The 24123-nt window shown below is 61.2% G+C and carries 19 protein-coding genes; 9 read left to right on the top strand and 10 right to left on the bottom strand.

Annotated elements, in window-relative coordinates; genetic code table 11:
• Positions 1-89 precede the first annotated feature (89 nt).
• Positions 90-545, bottom strand: coding sequence for a tRNA (cytidine(34)-2'-O)-methyltransferase (locus ACM6JM_RS04530; protein WP_007952520.1), 456 nt, complete (start codon positions 543-545; stop codon positions 90-92).
• Here ACM6JM_RS04530 and ACM6JM_RS04535 point away from each other — a divergent pair.
• On the top strand, positions 544-984 hold the full coding sequence (locus tag ACM6JM_RS04535; RefSeq protein WP_414881381.1) for a hypothetical protein: 441 nt from the start codon (positions 544-546) through the stop codon (positions 982-984). The genes ACM6JM_RS04530 and ACM6JM_RS04535 overlap by 2 nt on opposite strands.
• Before the next feature lie 410 nt (positions 985-1394).
• On the opposite strand, the gene ntrC is transcribed toward ACM6JM_RS04535, so the two are convergent.
• The 5 genes from ntrC to glnA form a co-directional block, all read right to left on the bottom strand.
• A complete protein-coding gene (gene ntrC / locus ACM6JM_RS04540; protein ID WP_007952518.1) occupies positions 1395-2831 on the bottom strand; it encodes a nitrogen regulation protein NR(I) in 1437 nt (478 codons plus the stop codon).
• Entirely contained in the window at positions 2828-3913 is a 1086-nt protein-coding gene (gene glnL / locus ACM6JM_RS04545; protein ID WP_007952516.1) for a nitrogen regulation protein NR(II), read from the bottom strand. The genes ntrC and glnL overlap by 4 nt, the downstream gene beginning before the upstream one ends.
• 230 nt (positions 3914-4143) lie before the next feature.
• The gene (locus ACM6JM_RS04550; protein WP_414881382.1) at positions 4144-4764 is read right to left on the bottom strand and encodes a DUF4124 domain-containing protein; all 621 of its coding nucleotides are present in this window, start codon (positions 4762-4764) and stop codon (positions 4144-4146) included.
• Positions 4761-5270 (bottom strand): DUF4124 domain-containing protein, encoded by a 510-nt coding sequence (locus tag ACM6JM_RS04555; protein ID WP_039764695.1) that lies wholly within the window; start codon positions 5268-5270, stop codon positions 4761-4763. The genes ACM6JM_RS04550 and ACM6JM_RS04555 overlap by 4 nt, the downstream gene beginning before the upstream one ends.
• Positions 5271-5545: 275 nt before the next feature.
• Entirely contained in the window at positions 5546-6952 is a 1407-nt protein-coding gene (glnA, locus tag ACM6JM_RS04560) for a glutamate--ammonia ligase (protein WP_011332032.1), read from the bottom strand.
• Positions 6953-7279: 327 nt separating this feature from the next.
• Between glnA and thiI the strand changes: the two genes are divergently transcribed.
• Both thiI and typA read left to right on the top strand, forming a co-directional pair.
• On the top strand, positions 7280-8734 hold the full coding sequence (thiI, locus tag ACM6JM_RS04565) for a tRNA uracil 4-sulfurtransferase ThiI (RefSeq protein ID WP_039764696.1): 1455 nt from the start codon (positions 7280-7282) through the stop codon (positions 8732-8734).
• A 139-nt stretch (positions 8735-8873) separates the two neighbouring features.
• Entirely contained in the window at positions 8874-10694 is a 1821-nt protein-coding gene (typA, locus tag ACM6JM_RS04570) for a translational GTPase TypA (RefSeq protein WP_007952502.1), read from the top strand.
• A gap of 212 nt (positions 10695-10906) precedes the next feature.
• Here typA and ACM6JM_RS04575 read toward each other — a convergent pair whose 3' ends face one another.
• On the bottom strand, positions 10907-11344 hold the full coding sequence (locus tag ACM6JM_RS04575) for a YkgJ family cysteine cluster protein (RefSeq protein ID WP_007952500.1): 438 nt from the start codon (positions 11342-11344) through the stop codon (positions 10907-10909).
• Positions 11345-11602: 258 nt separating this feature from the next.
• On the opposite strand from ACM6JM_RS04575, the gene ACM6JM_RS04580 reads away from it, so the two are divergent.
• The 5 genes from ACM6JM_RS04580 to ACM6JM_RS04600 all read left to right on the top strand — a co-directional run bounded on the left by ACM6JM_RS04580 (position 11603) and on the right by ACM6JM_RS04600 (position 20924).
• Complete coding sequence (locus tag ACM6JM_RS04580) at positions 11603-14053, top strand: glycogen/starch/alpha-glucan phosphorylase (protein WP_039764697.1); 2451 nt, start codon at positions 11603-11605, stop codon at positions 14051-14053.
• Positions 14054-14155: 102 nt separating this feature from the next.
• Positions 14156-17752, top strand: coding sequence for a DUF2339 domain-containing protein (locus tag ACM6JM_RS04585; protein WP_414881383.1), 3597 nt, complete (start codon positions 14156-14158; stop codon positions 17750-17752).
• Positions 17749-19113, top strand: a complete 1365-nt coding sequence (locus ACM6JM_RS04590) for a DUF3999 domain-containing protein (protein WP_414881384.1) — start codon at positions 17749-17751, stop codon at positions 19111-19113. The genes ACM6JM_RS04585 and ACM6JM_RS04590 overlap by 4 nt, the downstream gene beginning before the upstream one ends.
• Before the next feature lie 194 nt (positions 19114-19307).
• Positions 19308-20318, top strand: coding sequence for a class 1 fructose-bisphosphatase (locus ACM6JM_RS04595; protein ID WP_007952492.1), 1011 nt, complete (start codon positions 19308-19310; stop codon positions 20316-20318).
• Between the two features lie 3 nt (positions 20319-20321).
• The gene (locus ACM6JM_RS04600) at positions 20322-20924 is read left to right on the top strand and encodes a DUF924 family protein (protein ID WP_085647994.1); all 603 of its coding nucleotides are present in this window, start codon (positions 20322-20324) and stop codon (positions 20922-20924) included.
• 13 nt (positions 20925-20937) lie between these two features.
• On the opposite strand, the gene ACM6JM_RS04605 is transcribed toward ACM6JM_RS04600, so the two are convergent.
• The 3 genes from ACM6JM_RS04605 to ACM6JM_RS04615 all read right to left on the bottom strand — a co-directional run bounded on the left by ACM6JM_RS04605 (position 20938) and on the right by ACM6JM_RS04615 (position 23563).
• Entirely contained in the window at positions 20938-21270 is a 333-nt protein-coding gene (locus ACM6JM_RS04605) for a type II toxin-antitoxin system RelE/ParE family toxin (protein WP_039764706.1), read from the bottom strand.
• Positions 21267-21539 carry a type II toxin-antitoxin system Phd/YefM family antitoxin gene (locus tag ACM6JM_RS04610; protein WP_039764708.1) on the bottom strand — a complete coding sequence of 91 codons (273 nt, stop codon included), beginning with the start codon at positions 21537-21539 and terminating at the stop codon, positions 21267-21269. The genes ACM6JM_RS04605 and ACM6JM_RS04610 overlap by 4 nt, the downstream gene beginning before the upstream one ends.
• A gap of 131 nt (positions 21540-21670) precedes the next feature.
• Positions 21671-23563 (bottom strand): methyl-accepting chemotaxis protein, encoded by a 1893-nt coding sequence (locus tag ACM6JM_RS04615; protein ID WP_203546252.1) that lies wholly within the window; start codon positions 23561-23563, stop codon positions 21671-21673.
• 282 nt (positions 23564-23845) lie between these two features.
• Here ACM6JM_RS04615 and ACM6JM_RS04620 point away from each other — a divergent pair, with 282 nt between their 5' ends.
• On the top strand, positions 23846-24100 hold the full coding sequence (locus ACM6JM_RS04620; RefSeq protein ID WP_007952486.1) for a hypothetical protein: 255 nt from the start codon (positions 23846-23848) through the stop codon (positions 24098-24100).
• Positions 24101-24123 lie beyond the last annotated feature (23 nt).

Raw genomic sequence — 24123 nt, forward strand, 5'->3', positions numbered from 1 at the left:
ATGCCTCAAGGGACGCTCCGCGTCCAGTGACGCGGAGCGTCACGGGCTGCATTCCCACGCAGAGCGTGGGAACGATCAATCCAAGGGTGTTATTTGAAGTCGTTCTGCCGCCACGCTTCATAAACGGCCACTGCCACGGTATTGGACAGGTTCAGGCTTCGGCAGCCTTCGCGCATCGGCAGGCGCAAGCGCTGTTCGCCGGGCAGGGCGTCGAGCACTTCCGGCGGCAGGCCACGGCTTTCCGGGCCGAAGATGAACGCATCGCCGGGGACGAACGCGGCATCGTGAAACGGCCGCGAACCCTTGGTGGTGAAGGCGAACAGCCGTGGATGACCGAGGCTTTCGAGGCAACTGGCGAGGTCGGCATGGCGCTGCAAGGTGGCATACTCGTGGTAGTCGAGACCGGCGCGGCGCAAGCGCTTGTCGTCCATCTCGAAACCCAGCGGTTCGATCAAATGCAGGTGGCAGCCGCTGTTGGCGCACAGCCTGATAACGTTGCCGGTGTTCGGCGGAATTTCCGGTTGAAAAAGGATGACGTGAAACATGCACGGCTCCGAAGGTAAAGATGACGCGCATTCTACGCCGCAAGCGGATCCGCGTTCGAAACTATTCCCGCGGGTGATGGCCTCACTGGCGATCGTCGGTGTGATGGTCGGGATGATGATCGGCCGTTTGACCACGCCTGACCCGACCGTTTTGCAGCAGGTCGAGGTGATCGATGGCGGTCTGGCGGTGTGGTTCAACAACGAGCCGAAGCTGCACGGCGAGATCGTCGATGGCAGCCTCGCGTTGCTGTTCGAGGCCGAAGGCCAGGCGCAGAAAGGCCGGCTCAAGTTCAACGGCAAGGACGTGAACTGGCGGACGCGCTTGAGTGACGGTGGATTGTTGCTGACGCTGGTGGCGGCGCGGCCGCTGCAGGGCGACTGGGCCGGCCAGGCGGTCGATGACCGCTGGCGGCTGGAGATCCATCTCCGGGAGCAATAAAAGAGGGAATCCCCGGCCTGCCTGTACCAAGGTTCCCGAAACGGGCGGGCTCATCGCATCGCGTTCTGAGCCGGTGTAAAGAAGGAACCCCTGACCTGCCTGTATCAAGGGCCCCAAAAGGGTGGACTCGATGAGTCCGGTGTAAAGAGGGGAATCCCCGGCCTGCCTGTACCAAGGCCCCCGAAAGGGTGGGTGAATCGAATCACCTGATGGAGTTATTGCAGGGGGCGTGCCAGTTTTTCTCGTTTTGAAACAAAAAAGCCCCACACAATGACGAAGGCCCCGTAGTACGGGGCCTTCGTCTTTTTACAGGTTGGGATTTTCAGCGGTTTACAGTGCAAGCCCGGACCGGTGACCGTGCCCGATTAAGGGTCACGGTGCCTTGCGGCGGTGCAGGTTGGCGCTGAATCTCAGCCTTCATCGCCCTCGTCATCATCCCCGCCATCGACCTTCATGCCGAGTTCCTTGATCTTGCGGGTCAGGGTGTTCCGGCCCCAGCCCAGCAGCACCGCAGCGTCGCGACGACGCCCGGCGGTGTGCTTCAGAGCCGTTTCGATCATGATTCGCTCGAACGCCGGCACCGCGCTGTCGAGCAGGCTCGACTGCCCGCGTGCCAGGGCCTGATCGGCCCATTGGCGCAGCGCCTGTTCCCAGTTGGTCACTGGCGCCGAGTCCTGCGGCAGGCTCAGCAGTTCCGGCGGCAGGTCGCTGATATGCACCTCGCGCCCGGACGCCATCACGGTGATCCAGCGGCAGGTGTTTTCCAGCTGGCGCACGTTGCCTGGCCACGGCAGGTTCTTCAGGTATTCCTCGGTCTCGCTTTTCAGCAGCTTCGGCTCCACCGCCAGCTCTTGCGCGGCGCGGCTGAGGAAATGCTTGGCCAGGGTCGGGATGTCTTCGCGACGGTCCGACAGGCGCGGGATGTGGATGCGGATCACGTTGAGGCGGTGGAACAAGTCCTCACGGAATTTCCCGGCGTGAACCAGGGTTTCCAGATTCTGGTGGGTCGCCGCGATGATCCGTACATCGACCTTGACCGGCACATGTCCGCCGACGCGATAGAACTCGCCATCGGCCAGTACCCGCAGCAGGCGAGTCTGGGTGTCCGCCGGCATGTCGCCGATTTCATCGAGGAACAGCGTGCCGCCGTCGGCCTGTTCGAAACGGCCGCGACGCAGGTTGGCCGCACCGGTGAACGCGCCTTTTTCGTGGCCGAACAGTTCGGATTCCATCAGGTCTTTCGGGATCGCCGCCATGTTCAGCGCGATGAACGGCGAGGCCGCACGCGGGCTGTGGCGGTGCAGGGCGTGGGCCACCAGTTCTTTACCGGTGCCGGATTCGCCGTTGATCAGCACGGTGATGTTGGAGTGGCTCAAGCGCCCGATGGCGCGAAACACTTCCTGCATCGCCGGCGCTTCGCCGATGATTTCCGGGGTGCGGGTCAGGGTCGGGGCGACTTCCAGGCCTTGCTGCTCCTGGGCGTGCTGATTGGCACGTTTGACCAGTGACACGGCTTCGTCGACATCGAACGGCTTGGGCAGGTATTCGAACGCGCCACCCTGATAGGAGGCGACAGCGCTGTCCAGATCGGAATGAGCGGTCATGATGATCACCGGCAGCCGCGGGTGCTGCTCGCGGATCCGTGCCAGCAGGTCCAGGCCACTGGCGCCGGGCATGCGGATGTCGGAGATGATCACGTCCGGCTGCTGGCGCGCGAGGCGGCTCATCACGCCATCGGCGCTGTCGAAGCTCTGGGTGGTCATGCCTTCCTGTTGCAGGGCTTTTTCCAGAACCCAACGGATAGAACGGTCGTCATCGACGATCCACACGGTTTCACTACGGCTCATGTCGATGTGGCTCCTTGTTCCAGTGGCAGAAAGATCGAGAACGTGGTGTGGCCTGGATGGCTGTCACACTCGATCAGGCCCTGGTGCTGGCTGATGATGTTCTGGGTGATGGCCAGGCCGAGCCCGGTACCGTCCGGACGGCCGCTGACCATGGGAAAGAAGATGGTTTCCTGCAGTTCCGCCGGAATGCCCGGACCGTTGTCGATGATCTCGATCTTGGTCACCAGGCGATGACGGACGTGGCCGATGGTGAACTGGCGCATGGCTCGGGTGCGCAGGCTGATGCGGCCCAGGCGCAGCTCGTTCTGGCTGCTGATGGCCTGCATCGCGTTGCGCACGATGTTCAGCACCGCCTGAATCATTTGTTCACGATCGATCAGGACATCGGGGATGCTCGGGTCGTAATCGCGCACCAGTGTGATGCAGCCCTGGCTTTCGGCCTCGACCAGTTGGCAGACCCGCTCCAGCACTTCGTGGACGTTGCACAGGGCCAGCGACGGCAGTTTGTTCGAACCGAGCATGCGGTCGACCAGATTGCGCAGGCGGTCGGCCTCTTCGATGATGACGTTGGTGTAATCGCGCAGGCTGTCTTCCGGCAGTTCCCGGGCCAGCAGTTGCGCGGCGCCACGAATGCCGCCGAGCGGGTTCTTGATCTCGTGGGCCAGGCCGCGCACCAGCATCTTGCTGGTTTCCTGTTTCGACAGTTGCGCCTCTTCCTTGGTGATGCGCAACAGGCGATCACGGGGATGCACTTCCAGCAAAAGCAGGGTCGCGCCGTTGCTGAGGATTGGCGTCACCGCGTAATCCACGGTCAGGGTCTGGCCGGTGAGGGCGGTGAGCATCGCTTCGCGCTTGGTGAACGGGTGCGCCTGCTCCACCGCCTGGCGCAACGAATTGAGCGCCTCGGTGGACTCGGTGAACAGCTCGCTGATGAACTGCCCATGGCTGCGCTGACCGCTGATGGCCAGCAGCATCTCCGCCGCCGGGTTCATGTACTCGAGGCGCAATTCGCTGTCGAGCAGGATGGTGGCGGTGGTCAGGTTGTCGAGTAGCAAGCGATGCAGTGCGTCACTGATGGTCATGAGGACCTCTTTTGGAGCATGGCGCGCGCAGGGATACAGCGCTGATGCGAGGAAAATGCAAAAACCAAACCAAGGCTCCGAAAAGAAGCGTTCAACCCCTGAAACGGGCGTTTGACGCTCGTTTGCGTGGCAGTCAAACCGCTCTGGCGGGTACTTTCGAACCAAAATGGGTTGGAATGTGAGTACGGTGCAGCGTATTGCACCAATATAGTGCGCAAAGCTGAACGACGTCAGAAGAAACGCAGGAAAGGATTTTTCGGTTCGGCGGGTTTGTCTTTCAGCGGGCATTCCGGGCGCACGCCATAGTCGGCGCTGACGCACGGTTTGACCTGACGTTTCTGCGCCAGGGAAATACGCTGCATGTGGAACGGCTGGTTGGCGGTTTTCTCCACGGTTCGGCCCTGAGCGTCGAGGATCTTCACCGACAGGTTGTGGCTGCCTCGATCGATGTTGCTCAGCGGGAACACCGGGCTCAGGCCGGGTTCGCCGACGGCCTGGCCATCCAGTAGCAGGCGATACAAATGACCTTTTTGCAGGCCCGGCTCGCTGGTGACGCTGACGATCAGCTCTCCGGCGCTGCTGCGAATGGTCGCGTCCGGCTCGGGGATCAGCACCCGCAACATGTCGTAGTGGAACAGCGGCGGCTCTGCTGATTTGTTCGAAGGCGTGACCGGTGCAGCTGTCGGGTTCGAGGCCATGCGATTGCTGGTGGCCAGCGGTACACGCTTGGCGTTGCCCCGTGGTTGATCGGTGTAGACCCGATTGCCCTGTGCGTCGATGTAAGTGAACACCTCGGCCGATGCGCCAGACGCGATCAGCGACAGGCACAAGGCAATCAATCCCCGTGTCATGGCTTGTGCACCCGCTGCACGGTGAACACCAGCGCCGGACTCTGCTGAATGATCGCCTCGCCATTGATCACCTGCACCGCCAGCCGATGCTCGCCCCGGTCGACGTTCACCAGTTGCAGGATCGGTACATTGCTCGGCTGGCCATAAGGCGCATCATCCAGCAGCAGACGCAATTGATGCGGCGGTTGCAGGCGCGGCTTGATCAGCACGCTGATCGTGAAGGTGCCGTTGTTGGCGCGCAGGGCTTCCTCGGTGGGCAGACCGGTCAGCTCCAGCACTTCATAGGCATTGCGCGCAGGCTCACTACTGGAGGTGTCTGAAGAGGGCGCGCTCGGTGCCTGAGGCTGGACGCTGTTGAGCGGCGGCAACTCCACCGGCTGCGCCTGCACGCCGTCCGGCGCGTGATCGCTGTACACCGTGTTGCCGCTGGCATCGGTGTACTTGTAGATCTGCGCGGCAGCGGGCAGGGCGATCAGCAGCAAAATACAGAGAAGGGTGCGACCCATGAAATCGACCGGAAACGAAAACGATGGGTTGCAGCATAGGCCAGTCGCGGCGGTTGGCCCAACCCTGCACACATCCAGAGATTATTCGGTTGATCGTTCCCAGGCTCTGCGTGGGAATGCAGCCCGTGACACTCCGCGTCACCGGACGCGGAGCATCCCTTGAGGCGTTCCCACGCAGAGCGTGGGAACGATCAGAGGCGATAAATTGCGGGCACAAAAAAGGCCTCCCGAAGGAGGCCTCTTTTTGTCACGCCGCGTAGCGCGGCGCTACCGGATCAGCAGCTGTAGTACAGCTCATATTCCAGTGGGTGTACGAAGGTGCGGACCTTGATTTCTTCTTCGGATTTCAGCGCGATGTAAGCGTCGATGAAGTCGTCGGAGAACACGCCGCCCTTGGTCAGGAACGCACGGCCCTTGTCCAGCTCTTCCAGAGCTTCTTTCAGGCTGCCGCAAACTTGCGGGATTTCTTTCGCCTCTTCAGGCGGCAGGTCGTACAGGTTCTTGTCGGCAGCATCGCCTGGGTGGATCTTGTTCTGGATACCGTCCAGACCGGCCATCAGCAGTGCTGCGAACGCCAGGTACGGGTTGGCAGCCGGATCCGGGAAGCGGGCTTCGATACGACGGCCTTTCGGGCTGTTGACGTAAGGAATACGGATCGAGGCGGAACGGTTGCGAGCCGAGTAGGCCAGCATTACCGGAGCTTCAAAGCCTGGCACCAGACGCTTGTAGGAGTTGGTGGCCGGGTTGGTGAAGCCGTTCAGGGCCTTACCGTGCTTGATGATGCCGCCGATGAAGTACAGGGCGGTGTCGGACAGGCCGGCATAACCTTCACCCGCGAAGGTGTTCTTGCCATCTTTGGAGATGGACATGTGAACGTGCATGCCCGAACCGTTGTCGCCGTACAGAGGCTTCGGCATGAAGGTCGCGGTACGGCCGTAGGCGTCGGCAACGTTGTGTACAACGTACTTCAGGGTCTGGGTTTCGTCGGCTTTCTTCACCAGGGTGTTGAACTTGACGCCGATTTCGTTCTGGCCGGCAGTTGCCACTTCGTGGTGGTGAACTTCAACGGTCAGGCCCATTTCTTCCAGTGCGTTGCACATGGAGGTACGGATTTCGTGGTCGTGGTCGAACGGCGGAACCGGGAAGTAGCCACCTTTCACGCCTGGACGGTGGCCTTTGTTGCCGCCTTCCACGTCCTGGTCGGACATCCACGAGCCTTGCTCGGAGTAGATCTTGAACATCGAACCGGAGATGTCGGACTTGAACTTCACTTCGTCGAAGATGAAGAACTCTGGCTCTGGACCGGCGAATACGGTGTCACCGATACCGGTGGTCTTCAGGTATTCCTCGGCGCGGCGGGCGATGGCGCGCGGGTCGCGATCGTAACCTTGCATGGTCGAAGGTTCGATGATGTCGCAGACCAGAATCAGGGTCGGCTCTTCGGTGAACGGGTCCAGAACGGCGGTTTCGTCGTCCGGCAGCAGGATCATGTCGGAGGCTTCGATGCCTTTCCAGCCAGCGATGGAGGAACCGTCGAACATCTTGCCAACTTCGAAGAAGTCGTCTTCCAGCGCATCGCGAGCCGGCATGGTCACGTGGTGCTGAGTGCCTTTGGTGTCCGTGAAGCGCAGATCAATCCACTTGACGTCATGATCTTTGATGAGTTGAACCGACTTCGACATAGTGTCCTCCGGGTGAATTAGGGCGGGTAGTGGATGCCCTTAATAGTGGTGATGCCGGCGCGAATACTCTGCCAAGGCAACCTGCCTCACAAGGGAGCAAATTGCATGCCAGTGCCCCAGCATGGGTTTTTTGCCCCAAATTCACGCTTCTAAAGGTCGAAAGCGCCTTAAAGGCGGAAATCTCGCCCTTTAATGTAGCGCTCAAATCGAAAAATGACCCGTTTTGGTGCGTGCAAAACCTTCTGCACATTAACTGGTTAAACCTTGAGCAATTTCCGCTATAATCCGCGCCCCCCTTTTTCGGCTGGCCCAGCGCGCGCTGTTTTCATGAAACTAATCGTAAAAGTCTTCCCCGAGATCACTATCAAAAGCCGACCTGTCCGGACGAAATTCATCCGCCAGTTGGCCAAGAACATCCGCACCGTGCTCCGCGACCTGGACCCGGCCGTGGTGGTGAACGGTGTGTGGGACAACCTCGAGCTGGAAACCCGCGTCACTGACCCCAAGGCCCTGAAAGAGATGGGCGAGCGCCTGACCTGCATGCCGGGCATCGCGCACTTTCTGCAGATCGATGAGTACCCGCTGGGCGACTTCGACGACATCACCGAAAAGTGCAAGCAGCACTACGGCGATGCATTGGCCGGGAAGATCTTTTCGGTGCGCTGCAAGCGTGCGGGCAAGCATGCGTTCAGCTCGATGGACATCGAAAAATACGTCGGCAGCAAGCTGCGCCGTGAGTGCGGTGCCGCCGGAATCGACCTGAAGCAGCCGGAAATCGAAGTCCGCATCGAAGTTCGCGACAAACGGTTGTTCGTGATTCACAGCCAGCACAATGGCATCGGCGGCTACCCGCTCGGTGCGCTGGAGCAAACGCTGGTGCTGATGTCCGGCGGATTTGACTCGACCGTTGCCGCGTACCAGATCCTTCGTCGCGGCCTGATGACGCACTTCTGCTTCTTCAATCTGGGCGGTCGTGCCCACGAATTGGGCGTAATGGAAGTCGCGCATTTCATCTGGAAGAAGTACGGCAGCTCGCAACGCGTGCTATTTGTCAGTGTTCCGTTCGAAGAAGTCTTGGGCGAAATTCTCGGCAAGGTCGACGACAGTCATATGGGCGTCGTATTGAAGCGTATGATGTTGCGCGCAGCGTCGAGCATTGCCGAACGCCTGCACATCGATGCGCTGGTCACCGGTGAAGCGATTTCCCAGGTGTCGAGCCAGACGCTGCCGAATCTGTCGGTCATCGATTGCGTCACCGACAAACTGGTCCTGCGGCCGCTGATCGTCGCCCACAAGCAGGACATCATCGACACGGCCGACCAGATCGGTACCGGTGATTTCGCCCGGCACATGCCGGAATACTGCGGCGTCATCTCGGTCAACCCGAAGACCGCCGCCAAGCGTGGCCGGGTCGAGCACGAAGAGCAGGAATTCGACATGGCGGTGCTCGAGCGTGCGCTCGCAAACGCCAGACTGGTGCCGATCGATCGGGTGATCGACGAGTTGGGCCAGGACTTGCAGATCGAAGAAGTCAGCGAAGCGCTGGCCGGTCAGATCGTCATCGACATCCGTCATCCGGATGCTGCCGAGGATGACCCGCTGGAGCTCGTCGGCATAGAGGTACAGACGATGCCGTTCTACGCAGTGAACGCTCGTTTCAAGGAACTGGACCCTACTCGCCAGTACCTGCTGTATTGCGACAAAGGCGTGATGAGTCGCCTGCATGCCCACCATTTGCTCAGTGAGGGGCATGCCAATGTGCGCGTTTATCGACCGAGCTAAGTGCCCGGGGCTGTTTGCCTGTGGCCTGCGTCACCGGCCCCCCGACACCGCCGTCAAGCTGTAACGGCCATGCCGGACACTACTGTCAATCGCTGCCAAGACTTGTCAGCAAACCGAATCCTCTGATCGAGATACACAAGTGATCGAAAATCTACGCAACATCGCCATCATTGCCCACGTTGACCATGGTAAGACCACCCTGGTAGACAAACTCCTGCGTCAATCCGGCACCCTGGAGCGCAACGAGCTCAACGACGAGCGCGTGATGGACTCCAACGACCAGGAAAAAGAGCGCGGCATTACCATTCTGGCGAAAAACACCGCCATCAACTGGAACGGCTACCACATCAACATCGTGGACACCCCGGGCCACGCCGACTTCGGCGGCGAAGTCGAGCGCGTTATGTCCATGGTTGACTCCGTGCTGCTGCTGGTCGACGCCCAGGACGGCCCTATGCCGCAAACCCGTTTCGTGACCAAGAAGGCTTTCGAAGCCGGCCTGCGTCCAATCGTGGTCATCAACAAGGTTGACCGTCCGGGCGCGCGTCCTGACTGGGTTCTGGACCAGATCTTCGATCTGTTCGACAACCTGGGCGCCACCGAAGAACAACTGGACTTCCAGGTTGTTTACGCTTCGGCCCTGAACGGCATCGCCGGTCTGGACCACACCGCCATGGGCGAAGACATGACCGCGCTGTACCAGGCGGTAGTCGACCACGTTCCGCCTCCGGCTGTTGACCGTGACGGTCCGTTCCAGATGCAGATCTCCGCGCTGGACTACAACAGCTTCCTGGGTGTTATCGGTGTTGGCCGTATCGCTCGTGGTCGCGTCAAGCCGAACACCCCGGTTGTCGCTATCAGCGCCGACGGCAAGCGCCGCAACGGTCGTATCCTGAAGCTGATGGGTCACCACGGTCTGCACCGCGTTGACGTTGAAGAAGCTGCAGCCGGCGACATCGTCTGCATCAGCGGTTTCGACGAGCTGTTCATCTCCGACACTCTGTGCGACATCAACAACGTCGAGGCGATGAAGCCTCTGACCGTTGACGAGCCAACCGTTTCCATGACCTTCCAGGTAAACGACTCGCCATTCTGCGGTAAAGAAGGCAAGTTCGTGACCTCCCGTAACATCAAGGATCGTCTGGACAAAGAGCTGCTGTACAACGTTGCACTGCGCGTTGAAGAAGGCGACTCGGCTGACAAGTTCAAGGTTTCCGGCCGTGGTGAGCTGCACCTCTCGGTACTGATCGAAACCATGCGTCGCGAAGGCTTCGAGCTGGCCCTGGGCCGTCCTGAAGTGATCATCCGTGAAGTTGACGGCGTGAAGCAGGAACCGTTCGAAAACGTGACCATCGACATCCCTGAAGAATCCCAGGGCAAGGTCATGGAAGAGATGGGTCTGCGTAAAGGCGACCTGAGCAACATGGTGCCGGATGGCAAGGGCCGTGTTCGTCTGGAATACAACATCCCTGCTCGCGGTCTGATCGGTTTCCGTAACCAGTTCCTGACCCTGACCAACGGTGCTGGCATCCTGACCTCGATCTTCGACCGTTACGCTCCAGTGAAGTCGGGCCACATGTCCGGCCGTCAGAACGGCGTTCTGGTTTCGGTTGAAACCGGCAAGGCACTGACCTACTCCCTGGAAACCCTGCAGGCTCGTGGCAAGCTGTTCGTAGAACACGGCCAGGAGATCTACAACGGTCAGATCGTTGGTCAGAACTCCCGCGACAACGACCTGGGTGTGAACCCGACCAAAGGCAAGAAGCTCGACAACATGCGTGCTTCGGGTAAAGACGAAACCATCGCTCTGGTCCCACCTGTTCGCTTCACCCTGGAACAGGCTCTGGAATACATCCAGGAAGACGAGCTGTGCGAAGTCACTCCTAAGTCCATCCGTCTTCGCAAGAAGATCCTGGACGAAAGCGAGCGTACCCGCGCTGCCAAGAAAGCCAAGGCGTAAGATTTAGCCAAGGCTGAAAAAAACGCCCCCGGTCGAGAGATCGGGGGCGTTTTTGTTTGTCTGGCTTTCGAAAGTCTCGTTCCCACGTCGAGGCGTCGAACCGTCTGCGTGGGAATGCCTCAGCGGACGCTCCGCGTTAGGCTCTTGGGACGCGGAGCGTCCCGGGCTGCGTTCCCACGCAGAGCGTGGGAACGATCAATCAGGCGTCGGGATCAGAACCGCTCGATCGACCGCGAATTCTGCACCCGCTCCACTTCCTTCGGCTTGTACGCGCAGTAACCCGGGCGCGGGCCGATCTTAGGGTGGTTGCGGCAGGTGTCCGGGCGCTTGTCATAAATGGTGCACAGGCGGCTCTTACGATCCAGGTAGTAGCAATCGTTGTTGCTCATGCGCTGCAGGGTGAAAATCCCCGACTTCTGGTTGAAGCGCTCGACCAGCCCTTCCTTTTGCAGACGCTTGGCGATGTTCTTCGGCGGGTCGCCCAGTTCGAACTCGTCGACCACACCGATACGCACCAGATCCTTGATCTTGACCTCGACCGGCAGCGTGCAGCAGCTGGAAACGCACGAGCCGCACATCGGGGCCGAATATTTGGCCCAGGTATCGAGACGGTCGATCTCGGCTGCGGCGATCAGGTTGGGCTTCATCATCGGTGTTTACCAGGCGTGTGCATCAGGGCGCGCGATCATACCGGGACTGGTGGATTTTTGAACAACCTTTCGCCAGATTTTTTCTTCATGCGCGCACATCGTCCGACAATTCGGCACGGCCCCTGCATTCATTGAGGCATTCGCCAGAGTATTGCCGGTCGATCTCACACTCTCGGTAAAAACTGCCGAACCAGAGCCCTTACCGTCGGTCAGACCGTCTAGGCTCTGACAACTCCCCGCTCGCTCGAGGTCCTATCGATGACTCAAGAACCACTAGTTCGCGAAGCAGAGGTGGCCGCATTCCGCGACGCCGTCCTGACCAAACTCACCTATGCGGTGGGCAAAGACCCGGATCACGCCTTCGACCATGACTGGTTCGAAGCCATCGCCCTGGCGGCGCGCGATCACATGGTCGAGCACTGGATGGACCACACCCGGCAGATTTACCGCAAAGGCCAGAAGCGGGTGTATTACCTCTCGCTGGAATTTCTCATCGGCCGTTTGCTGTACGACAGCCTGAGCAACCTCGGTTTGCTGGACGTCGCCCGTGAAGCCTTGACCGAACTGGGCGTCGATCTCGAGCGCATCCGCATCCTGGAGCCGGATGCGGCGCTGGGCAACGGTGGCCTCGGACGGCTGGCGGCGTGCTTCATGGAAAGCATGTCGACCCTCGGTATCGCCGGCCACGGCTACGGCATTCGTTATGAGCACGGGTTGTTCCGTCAGGCCATCGTCGACGGCTGGCAGCAGGAACAGACCGAGCACTGGCTGGATTTCGGCAACCCCTGGGAGTTCGAGCGGCCAGAGGTGGTCTACCCGATCGGCTTTGGCGGCAGCGTCGAGACAGTCACCGACGCCAGCGGCAAGTCCCGGCAAGTCTGGCACCCGGCGGAAACCGTCCGGGCGATTGCCTATGACACACCGGTGGTCGGCTGGCGCGGGGCGAGCGTCAACACCTTGCGCCTGTGGCGGGCGAGGGCCATGGAAGACCTGCATCTGGAGCGCTTCAACGCCGGTGACCATCTCGGTGCCGTCGCCGAAGTGGCCCGGGCCGAAAGTATCTCCCGCGTGCTTTACCCGGCGGACAGCACCGAAGCCGGGCAGGAATTGCGCCTGCGTCAGGAATACTTCTTCGTCGCCGCCTCGCTTCAGGATCTGCTGCGCCGTCACCGCAACATGCATACCTCGGTGCTGACCCTGGGCGATCATGCGGCGATCCAGCTCAACGACACCCACCCTTCGATCGCCGTCGCCGAACTGATGCGCCAACTGGTCGACGTCTACGACGTGGCCTGGGACGCGGCGTGGCAAGTCACCGTCGACACGCTGTCGTACACCAACCACACGCTGCTGCCCGAAGCGCTGGAAACCTGGCCGGTGGGGCTGATGGAACGCATGCTGCCGCGGCATATGCAGATCATTTATCTGATCAACGCCCAGCACATCGATTCGCTGCGGGCCAAGGGCATCCACGATTTCGACGTGCTGCGCGCGGTGTCGCTGATCGAGGAAGACAACGGCCGCCGGGTGCGCATGGGCAACCTGGCGTTCCTCGGTTCTCACAGCGTCAACGGTGTGTCCGGGCTGCACACGCAGCTGATGCGCAAAACCGTGTTCGCTGAACTGCACAAGCTGTATCCGGAGCGGATCAACAACAAGACCAACGGCATCACCTTCCGCCGCTGGCTGTATCAGGCCAACCCGGAGCTGACGTCGATGTTGGTCGATGCCCTTGGCGCCGACGTGCTGGACAACCCTGAAGAGCGTCTGCTCGATCTTGAGCCGTTCGCCGAAAAACCAGCGTTCCGCAAAGCCTTCGCCGAACAGCGTCTGCACAGCAAAAAGGCCCTCGCTTACCTGATCCATGAACGGCTGGGGATCGCGGTCAACCCGGCGGCGATGTTCGACGTGCAGGTCAAACGGATCCATGAATACAAACGTCAGTTGCTCAATTTGATGCACACCGTCGCGCTGTATCAGGCGATCCGCGCCGAGCCGGAAATCGACTGGGTGCCGCGGGTGAAAATCTTCGCCGGCAAGGCTGCGGCGAGTTATCACCAGGCCAAGCTGATCATCAAACTGACCAACGACATCGCCCGGGTGGTGAACAACGACCCGACCGTGCGTGGCCTGCTCAAAGTGGTGTTCCTGCCCAACTACAACGTCAGCCTGGCGGAGAGCATCATTCCGGCGGCGGACCTGTCGGAGCAGATCTCCACCGCCGGTTTCGAAGCCTCGGGCACCAGCAACATGAAGTTCGGCCTGAACGGCGCGCTGACCATCGGCACCCTCGACGGCGCCAACGTGGAAATGTGCGAGAGCATCGGCGCGGAGCACATGTTTATCTTTGGCCTCAGTGCCCAGCAGGTCGAAGCGCGCAAGCAGAACCACGAGTTCAGCGCGGTGCCGGACATTGCCGCGTCCCATCGCCTCAACGATGTGTTGCAGGCGATTCGCAGCGGGGTGTTTTCGCCGGACGATACGTCGCGCTACACCGGGCTGATCGATTCGCTGGTGGATTACGACCGGTTCTTCGTCTGCGCCGATTTCGACTCCTACTGGGAGGCGCAGATGCGCGTCGATGCGCTCTGGCACGACGCCAATAACTGGTGGCGCTCGGCGGTGCTGAACACCTCGCGCATGGGCTGGTTCTCGTCCGACCGGACGATCCGCGAGTACGCCACGGATATCTGGAAGGCCCTGGAGTAACTTTTAGCGACAAATGTGCGCCCGGCCCCACGATTGTTGGGCCGGGCCGATATACTGAGCCTTGGTTCCGCCCCGCCACGGGGCTGCTCAGGGATATCGACCATGCAATGGATGTTCATGTTGATCGGGCTGCTGCTCGGCTGGCTGCTCGACGAGTCGTTCAGCGATGCGCTGTTGGGCGCGTTGCTGGGGCTCGCCATCGGCCAGGCGATGCGTATCGCGCGGCTCGGTTCACAAGCCGCCGAGCAACAGCGTCAGCTGGATCACGCGAAGATCGCGTTGCAGGGCGTCGAACAGCGACTGTTTCTGCTGGAGGGTGCTCCAGCGCATTCGCCAGCGCCACCGAGTGTCGCCCCGGCCAGCGCAACGGTCGTTGAGCCCGTCACGGTAGTTGAACAACCCTCTGCCGCTGAACCCGAGCTGGTCTGGGAACTGCCACCCGAACTCGAACCTGTTGCCGTCGCCGCCAGCGAATCCAGTCAGCCGCTGCCGGTCGATGTCTGGCGTCTGGACGCCGTTACGCCTGAACCTGAACCCCGACAACCCGCCGAACCTCGTGGCCCGAACCTCATCGAGCGCGGCATCAGCGCTGCGCGCAACTGGCTGTTCGGTGGCAACACCGTGCTGCGGGTCGGCGTGGTGCTGTTGTTCTTCGGTCTGGCCTTTCTGCTGCGCTACGCCACCGAAGGCATGGTGGTGCCGATCGAATTGCGTTACGCCGGGGTCGCGGCAGCAGCGCTGGGCTTGCTGGCGCTGGGTTGGTGGTTGCGCCATCGCAACAACAGTTACGCCTTGATGCTGCAGGGCACCGGGATCGCGGTGTTGTACCTGACGGTGTTTGCGGCGATGCGTTTGCACCCGCTGCTCGATCCGTCTGCTGCGCTGGGCTTGCTGGTGGCGGTGACGGTGTTTTCGGCCATTCTGGCCATCACCCAGGATTCCCTGGCCCTGGCCTGCGTCGCCGCACTGGGCGGTTTCGCCGCGCCGATCCTGACCTCCACCGGCGCCGGCAACCACGTCGCGCTGTTCAGTTATTTCGCGCTGCTCAACGCCGGCATTCTGGCCATCGCCTGGTTCAAGGCCTGGCGTCTGCTCAACCTGATCGGCTTTGTGGGCACCTTCGGCATCGGTTTCGCCTGGGGCCTGCGTTCGTACACGCCGGAGCTGCTGTGGAGTACCGAACCGTTCCTGATTCTGTTCTTCCTGATGTACCTCGCCATTGGCCTGCTGTTCGCCCGGCGCAAGTTGCTGGACATGCCGGATGCCCCGGCGGACGACGATCGCGAGGCGCTGCTGCACTGGTCGGCGCGCAAGGGCGATTACGTCGACGGGACGATGCTGTTCGGTCCGCCGCTGGTGGGTTTCGGCCTGCAATTCGCGCTGGTCCAGCATCTGGAATTCGCTGCCGCGTTCAGTGCGCTGGCGCTGGGCATGATCTACATGGCCCTGGCCAAAGTGCTGATGGGTGGCCGGGCGATGTTGCTGGGCGAGACTTGCCTGGCGCTCGGGGTGATTTTCGCCAGCCTGGCGATTCCGCTGGGGCTGGATGCGCGCTGGACGTCCGCTGCCTGGGCGGTGGAGGGCGCGGGGATTTTCTGGCTCGGTTTGCGTCAGCAACGGCCGTTGGCACGGGCCTTCGCATTGCTGCTGCAACTGGGCTCGGCGCTGGCGTTTCTCAGCCAGTTACGTGTCGGCGAAAGCAGCCTGCTCGACGGCGCGCCGCTGGGGGCATTGATGCTCGGCGCGGCGTTGTTGTTCAGCTTCTATCAATTGCGCAAGGCGTCGCCGGAGCAAACCTCGCTGTGGGAGCGTCAGGGCTTGCCAGTGCTGGCGTGCCTGGGGCTGACCTTCCTGTATCTGCTGGCGCCGCTGTTCTTCTTCATTCAGGGCACGGCGATCAGTTGGGCATTGGCCGGGCTGGCGACCTTGTTCGTCGGCTTGCGCCTGCAATCGCGCACGTTCCTGTTCACCGCGTTTGCCGTGCAACTGCTCGGCGGGGCGTTGTTCCTGTTGCGCCTGCAAGGGGCGGGCGAGGATTCGGCGGCCGTGTTCAGCGCCGGTTGGAGCGGTCTGCTCAGCGCCTCGTTGATCGGTCTGGCGCTGATCGCCGGCATGCTGCTGGCGGCGCGCGACGAGATGGTGCGCAGCGATGTGCGGCTGCTGCGCGGTTTGTCGGTGGTGCTGCTGGCGGGTCTGGTGCTGATCAATCTGGCGGTGTTGTTCGTGCTGCCATGGCAGACCGCGAGTGCGGTGTGGGCGGCCAGTGGTTTGCTGATCATCTGGCTCAGTCTGTACCTCAAGCAGCGCGTGAGTTTTGTGTTCGGTCTGCTGTTGCAACTGATCGGCGGCGCGGCGTTTCTGCTTGCCGGCCCCGAGTTGTTGGGGCCGCTGTCCAGCGAGGGGCTGCGACCGCTGGCCCATGGCGGATTCTGGACGCCACTGGTGCTGGGCCTGGCGGCGATGATCGGGGCGTGGCGCCTGCAATTGGGCAATCACGCTTCGGCGTTCGATGTGCTGAGCCTGCAGCGACTGTCCGACGTGTTGCTGGTGTGGGGCGCCGGTTGGTGGGCGCTGGCGTGGTTCAGCGAAGTGCTGCGGTTTGCGCCGGTGAATCTGGAAAAATCGCTATTGCTGCTGGTCGCCGCGTTGATGGTCGCGTTGTGGGCGGTGTTGGCCTTGCGCCTGAAATGGCCGTCGCTCGGTCTACTCTGCACCTTGCTGATTCCGGTGGCCGGGCTGGTGTTGTTGGTCTCGTGGCATTCGCGTTATCACCCGGCGGCGGATTTCGGCTGGCTGGCGTGGGCGGCGGTGTTCGTTGTGCATTTCATCAGCCTGCGACGTCTGGCACCGATGCTGCCGGCGCGGGCCTTGAGCACGGCCCATGTGCTCGGTTGCTGGCTGCTGATCGGCGTGCTGGCGCTGGAGTTGCGCTACGGCCTGCTGCTGTTGTCCGAGCAGTACAACGCCTGGCGCTGGCTGGGCTGGGCGATTCTGCCGAGCGTGTATCTGTTGCTGATGGCCGCACCGCGTCAGTGGCCATGGCCGGTGGCAGCGTTCCCTCGCCAATACCGCCTGTACGCGGCGGCGCCGTTGGCGGTGTTGATGCTGGTCTGGTTCTGGCTGGCTAATGGCGTGAGTGATGGCAACGCCGAGCCGCTGCCTTACGTTCCGCTGCTCAACCCACTGGAGCTGGGTCTGCTGTTTGCGTTGTTCGGTGTCTACGTCTGGTCGCGCAGCGCCGTGGCCGAGCTTTCGATTCGCCAGGATTACGCGGCATACGTTACGCAACTGATTGCCGGCGTTTCGCTGTTCGCGTTCTGCACTGCGCTGGTCACCCGCGCTGCGCACCATTGGGCGGGGATTCCGTTCGAGCTGGATCTGCTGCTCGACTCGATGCTGGTGCAGGCCGGTCTGTCCATCGTCTGGACGCTGATGGCGCTCGGGCTGATGATCGGCGGGCACCTGCGCCATCGCCGCGAAGTGTGGCTGATCGGCGCGGCGCTGATTGCGCTGGTGGTGGCCAAACTGATTTTTGTCGAATTGAGCAACCGTGGCGGACTGGCCCGGATCGTCTCGTTTATCGGCGTTGGTGTGTTGTTGCTGGTGGTGGGCTATTTTGCGCCGCTGCCGCCCAAACGCGTTGAAGCTGCACCGGTGTCGGACCAACCGGCCCCGGAAACCGAAGGAGTGTCGTCTTGAGTCGCAAGCTTAATCTCGGGTGGCTGTTGCTGGGCGTGGCCATGGCGGCCGGCGCCCAGGAAAAACCGGCGGACTTCGTCGCGCAGGTGCCGTTGTCGGTCAGTGGCGCAGGCCCGTGGTATCGACTCGAACTGCCGCTGAGCGTGCAGTTGCAGGCGCGCCAGACTGATCTCAGCGACCTGCGGGTGTTCAACGCCGCCGGAGAGCCTCAGGCCTATGCGCTGGCCCGGGAGTCAGCGCAGACCCGCGATGACGGCCAGTTGCATGAGGTGAAGTGGTTCCCGCTGTACAACTCGGCGGATGCCACCGAGCGCGCGCCGAGTGTGCGCGTGCAATCCACCACCACCGGCACGCTGGTGGAGGTGCAGCCGTCCAGCCAACTGGAAGCGGGCGAGGAAGTGCTGCGTGGCTGGCTGCTCGACGCGAGTGCGATCAAGGCGCCGTTGCAGCAACTGATCCTCGACTGGACCAGCGAGCGCGACGGTTTCCAGCGTTTCAGCATCGAGGCCAGCGACGACTTGCAGCACTGGCAAGCCTGGGGCGAGGGCCAGGTGGCGCGCCTGACCTTTGCCGACGAACGGGTCGAGCAGCATGAAGTGGCGCTGCCCGGGCAATCGGCGCGCTATCTGCGTCTGCTGTGGGATTCGCCGGCTTCGGCGCCGGTCCTGACGTCGGCGCAACTGAAAAGCAGCGACCCGCGCAACCTGCCGCTGCCATTGGTCTGGTCGCCGGCACTGGCCGGCAGCAGCGGCAAGGCCGGCGAATACACCTGGCAGTTGCCGATGGGGCTGAACATCGAGCGGGTGCAGGTCGAACTGAAGCAGGCCAACAGCCTGGCGCCAGTGACACTGTCGGGGCGTCGCGAAAGCAGTATGCCGTGGCAACCGTTGAGCAGCGGCTTGCTCTATCGCCTGACCCAGAATGGCCAGGACGTGGTGCAGAACGAATTGCAGCTCTACGGCCAGACCGTGCAGCAGTTGAAACTGACGGTCGACGAACGCGGCGGCGGTCTCGGCGAACAGGCACCGAGCGTGAAATACGCGGTGCGCGCCACTCAGGTCATTTTCCTCGCGCGCGGCGACGGACCGTACAGCCTGGCGCTGGGCAATCCGACCGTGAAAGCGGCGAACTTGCCGTTGACCACGCTGATCCCCGATTTCAAACCGGAAAAACTGGCCACGCTGGGCAAGGCCACGGTGCAGGGCGAAGCGTTGGCGACCCAGACTTCGACGGCCACCACCTCGGCCACGGCGGACACCAACTGGAAGAAGTTCGGCCTGTGGGCGGTGCTGCTGCTCAGCGTGCTGTTTCTGGCGGCGATGGCCTTCAGTCTGCTGCGCAAGCCGTCGGCCAAGTCCTGAATATGACGGGTGTGACCTCCACACCCGTCGGGTTTGCATCTACGCTGAATCCGGTGCCTGAACTCTCTCGGTTCGATCACGTCTGATAGCAGGAATTGCACCCGACGCACGTTACCGGCGTCATTGCTCGCTACGGTTTCAGACTCCCTGTAAACTGCGCGGGTTTTTAGCCCCCCATTCCACCGGAGCCGTCCATGTCCCGCGTTACCCTGAGTCGCTATTTGATTGAGCAGACCCGCAGCAACAACACTCCTGCCGATCTGCGTTTCCTGATCGAAGTGGTGGCGCGCGCCTGTAAAGAAATCAGCCACGCCGTGTCCAAAGGCGCCCTGGGCGGCGTTCTGGGCAGCATGGGCACGGAAAACGTGCAAGGCGAAGTGCAGAAGAAGCTCGACGTGCTGTCGAACGAAATCCTGCTCGAAGCCAACGAGTGGGGCGGTCACCTGGCCGGCATGGCGTCCGAAGAAATGGACAACGCCTACCAGATCCCGGGCAAATACCCGAAAGGCGCCTACCTGTTGGTATTCGACCCGCTGGACGGTTCGTCGAACATCGACATCAACGCCCCGGTCGGCACCATCTTCTCCGTGCTGCGCTGCCCGAACGAATACCTGAGCCAGAACGAAGCGCTGGATGAAAAGGCCTTCCTGCAGCCAGGCACTCAGCAGGTTGCCGCCGGTTACGCCATCTACGGCCCGCAAACCATGCTGGTGCTGACCCTGGGCCACGGTGTGAAAGGCTTCACCCTGGACCGCGAAATGGGCAGCTTCGTGCTGACCCACGAAGACATCACCATTCCTGAATCCACCCAGGAATTCGCCATCAACATGTCCAACCAGCGTCACTGGGAAGCTCCGGTACAGCGCTACGTTTCGGAGCTGCTGGCCGGTGAAGAAGGCCCGCTGAAAAAGAACTACAACATGCGTTGGGTCGCGGCGATGGTTGCCGACGTACACCGCATCCTGACCCGTGGCGGTCTGTTCATGTACCCGCGCGACAGCCGCGAGCCGTCCAAACCGGGCAAACTGCGCCTGATGTACGAAGCCAACCCGATGTCGTTCCTGGTGGAACAGGCGGGCGGCGCTTCCACCGACGGCCACCAGCGCATTCTCGACATCAAGCCTGAAGGCCTGCACCAGCGCGTAGCGGTGTTCCTCGGCTCGAAAGAAGAAGTCGCCCGCGCCACGGCTTACCACAAGGAATAAACCATGACCGCGCCCTGGCAGCCGTTGCTCGATTGGTGGTTCGGTCAGTCCGAATCGGCAAAGGATGTAACGGCTGAAAAGGGCAAGTTGTGGTTTGGCAAGAAAGACAGCCAGGACCTCGAAGCGCGTGAGCGTTTCGGGGTCTTTGTCGATCAGGCCCTCGCTGGCGAATTGACCGAGTGGACGCAACATCCCGAAGGTTGGCTGGCGCTGGTGCTGCTGCTCGACCAACTCCCGCGAATGATCTTTCGCGATACGCCCAAGGCTTTTTCCGGTGATCTACGGGCCCAGAAACTGGTGGCTCAGGGGATTGCCGCAGACTTCGATCGGCAGTTGAAACCGATCCAGCGACTCTTCATTTACCTCGTCTTCGAACACTGCGAAAACCTCGCGGTGCAGAATGAAGCGGTCTCGCGATTCATCGAACTGGTGGCTGAGCAGCCGGAGGCGGAGCGTGGGGTGTTTGCCGACAACCTGGATTATGCCGAGCGGCATCAGAAGGTGATTGCGCGGTTTGGGCGGTTTCCGCATCGCAATGCGGTGTTGGGGCGGGAGTCTACGGTTGAGGAGCTGGAGTTTCTTTCGCAGCCGGGGTCGAGTTTCTGAAGCTGCATCAGACTCACGGATTGCCTTGAAGCAAACGCTTCATCAAGAGTGCAGGCAGGTTTTTTCTCGTATCGGCGATGATATGGATATAGATGGTTTGCTCTCGGACTTCATAAATGATGCGATTCAAGCCAGAGATGACTTGTCGATATTGACCAAGGTTCAGCCTTTCTATTTCTTCGGGAATGGAACCTGAATAGGGTAAGGATGCGAGACTGCGAATAGCGATCTTCAAGCTGGCATAAGTGCTATGCCAGGTTTGAGGTGAGAACTGTTTGATGAGGTAGGTGCGAAGATCTTTGAGATCTGTTTCGGCGGACTGAAGAATAACGACCTTCAAACTCATTGGGGGTCGATCCTGTCCAACTCTGCGAAAACGTCTTCAACGTCCCTGTACTTGCCTTCCTCAATTTCTCGATTTCCCATGGCAAGCAGTTTGAGCAGAGCCATTGTTTCTTCCTGCTCTTCAAAACTTTTGACGTCCATGACTACAAGCTTCGCTTCGCCGTTCTGGGTAATCACCAGCGGCTCACGGCTTTCGCTAATCGTTTTGACGATTTCGGCGGTATGGCTTTTCAGGTAGCTGATGGGTTTGATCTGGGATGAAAGCTTCACGGGCTGCGCCTCGCTGAGTGGACTAGGACTGAGTTTAGTCTTAATTCAGTCCTGAGTCAGTCTGAGGTGACAAGCGTGTCTAGCGTTGTTCCGTCTTCGCGGGTTCAAGCGCGAAGACGGCTTCGAACGACTTAGATTCGGAAGCTGCCAACCAACTGCTTCAACCGCGCAGCCTGCTGCTCCAGATCCGCACAAGCCCGCAAAGTAGCCTGCAAGTTTTCCACCCCTTCCTGGTTCAGCGTGTTGATCTCATTGATATCAACGTTGATCGATTCAACCACCGCCGTCTGCTCTTCCGTCGCGGTCGCCACCGACTGGTTCATGCCGTCGATCTCGCCGATGCGCTGGGTCACGCTGCCCAGGCGTTCGCCGGCCTGGTTGGCGATGCCGACGCTGCTTTCGCTCTCGCGCTGGCTCTCGGTCATGATGCCGACCGCCTGACGTGCGCCGACTTGCAGTTCTTCGATCATCTTCTGCACTTGCTGCGCCGAATCCTGGGTGCGGTGCGCCAGGTTACGGACTTCGTCGGCGACCACGGCGAAACCGCGACCGGCCTCACCGGCACGGGCCGCTTCGATCGCGGCGTTGAGCGCCAGCAGGTTGGTCTGCTGGGAGATGCTGGTGATCACTTCCAGAATCTGCCCGATGTTCACGGTGTTGCTGTTCAGGGTTTCGATGTTGCCGCAGGAGTCGCTGATCTTCGCCGACAGCTGCTGCATCGCGTGGATGGTTTTATCCACCACCTGCTGGCCGTCTTCGGCCAGGCTGCGCGCATCGCTGGAATGTTGCGAGGCGAGGGCGGCGTTCTGGGCGATTTCCTGAGCGGCGGCGCCGAGCTGGTTGATCGCGGCGGCCACGCTGTTGGTGCGCGAGGCCTGTTGGTCGGAGTTGAACATCGACGAGTTCGACGCCGCGACCACGCGCAGGGCGACTTCGTTGACCTGGCCGGTGGCCGACGACACTTCGCGGATGGAAGTGTGGATGCGCTCGACGAAACGGTTGAACGACAGCCCCAGCGCACCGAATTCATCGTGGCCGTGGATGGTCAGGCGTTTGGTCAGGTCACCTTCGCCTTCGGCGATGTCGTGCATGGCACGGCCCATGGTCAGCAGCGGCTGCATCAGGACGCGGATCAGCATGCCGAGCAGGGCGATGATGATCACTACGGCAATGACCATCGCGATCAGCGCCGAGGTGCGGAATTCGCTGAGCATCGAGAACGCGGTGTCCTTGTCCAGCACCAGCGCCACGTACCAGTCGGCCGACGGCACGCCGTTGACGCGGGTGAAGGAGATCAGTTGGGTCTTGCCGTCGAACTCGACTTCTTTCAGACCCGGGCTGACTTTCGGCGCGCCGTTGGGGTAGGCCTCGGCCAGGGTCTTGAGCACCAGCTTGCTGTCCGGGTGGATCAGGATCTTGCCGTCGGCACCGACGATGAACGCGTGACCGTGGCCGCCGAAGTTCAGCGAGTTGATGATCGCACTGACGCTCGACAGATCAATGTCGGCGCCGGCCACACCGATCATCTGGCCCTGGCGCTGCACCGGGGTGGCGACGGTGATGACCAGTTTGCCCGACGAGGCGGCGATGTACGGTTCGGTGACGATGGTCTGTTGCGCAGCGTTGGCGGCCTTGTACCAGCCACGGGCGCGCGGATCGTAATCCGGTGCGCGGTTGCCGGCCGGGACCGAGAACATCACACCGTCGGCGCCGCCGAAGTAGCTGAGCTGGAAATTGCCGGTGTAGGCGGGCAGGTCGATGATGCGTTTCAGGCTGGCCGGGGCGTTGCCGTCGGCGACAACCTGTTGCGCCATCGATTGCAGCAACTGGATGCGGCTTTCCAGCCAGGTCTGGATGTTGCTGGTGGTCAGGCTGCCCAGTTCCTGCATCGACGCTTCGGTGCTGCTTTGCAGGGCTTCGCGCTGGCGATAGTCGTTGAACAAAATGAAACAGGCGAATGCAACGGCCACCACAAGGGCGGCAGCCAACAAGATCTTGTGGCTGAATTTCATGTTTCTGGTCATTAAGAGAGCTACCGCGAAGGGGCTGGTCAAGAAAGGGCGGCAATTTGCCACACTATCGGGCTTTGCGCTGCTCTTATTTCGACCGTGGCGCGCCAAAGATTAGGCGGCTTTTGTGAAAGTCGACGAAATGCTCAATAGCCCCACAAAGTGTCTGATTTACCGATGAATGCCGGACGAGCGGGCGAACAAATAGCCGGTCTGCCAGGGAACCAGACAGGGGTTTTCTCTTCTAAGCTTCTGGTTGGCGCCAGGCCATCCCCCTTCCGCTCCAGGAGTTACACCATGTCGCTGCGATCTATCGCCCTTCTGTCGTTTTGCGTGCTGTTGGCCGCATGCAGCAAGGTCAATCAGGAAAACTATTCGAAGCTCTCGGCCGGCATGGCCAAGGCCGAAGTCGAGACGCTGCTCGGCAAGCCCACCGATTGCTCGGGCGCGCTGGGCATGTCCAGTTGCACCTGGGGCGACAAGAACAGCTTTATCAGCGTGCAGTACGCCGGTGACAAAGTGCTGATGTTTTCCGGCCAAGGCCTGAAGTAAACCGGGGCTTCGCGCCCACGGGA

The sequence above is a fragment of the Pseudomonas sp. IT-P2 genome (assembly GCF_949767575.1).
GTDB classification, from domain to species: domain Bacteria; phylum Pseudomonadota; class Gammaproteobacteria; order Pseudomonadales; family Pseudomonadaceae; genus Aquipseudomonas; species Aquipseudomonas pharyngis.